The organism is Paraburkholderia sp. SIMBA_030 (genome assembly GCF_046535245.1).
GTDB lineage: Bacteria > Pseudomonadota > Gammaproteobacteria > Burkholderiales > Burkholderiaceae > Paraburkholderia.
In genome coordinates, this window is the sequence record NZ_JAWRXB010001274.1 from 1 (window position 1) to 248 (window position 248).

The window sequence follows — 248 nt, forward strand, 5'->3', positions numbered from 1 at the left end:
GCGTAACGCCGCGCACTACACCGACAGCGGTTACATTCGCCTGAGCCTTGAAGCCAATGGGTTCAGCGTGGAAGACAGTGGTGTAGGCATTCCGGAAGAGCAGCGCGAGGCGATGTTCAAACCCTTCGTGCGCGGCGCCGAACGGCGGGGCGAAGGGCTGGGCTTGGGCCTGGCACTGGTGCAGCGCATCTGTGACGACCAGGGCTGGCGGGTCACCCTGACATCGACCTTGCCGCACGGCTGCCGCT

The 248-nt window shown here is 65.3% G+C and carries 1 protein-coding gene; it reads left to right on the forward strand.

Going from position 1 to position 248, the window contains the following annotated elements; all coding sequences use genetic code 11:
• Positions 1-248: sensor histidine kinase (locus SB772_RS44145; protein WP_410839040.1), on the forward strand; the 248-nt coding region annotated here is incomplete at both ends.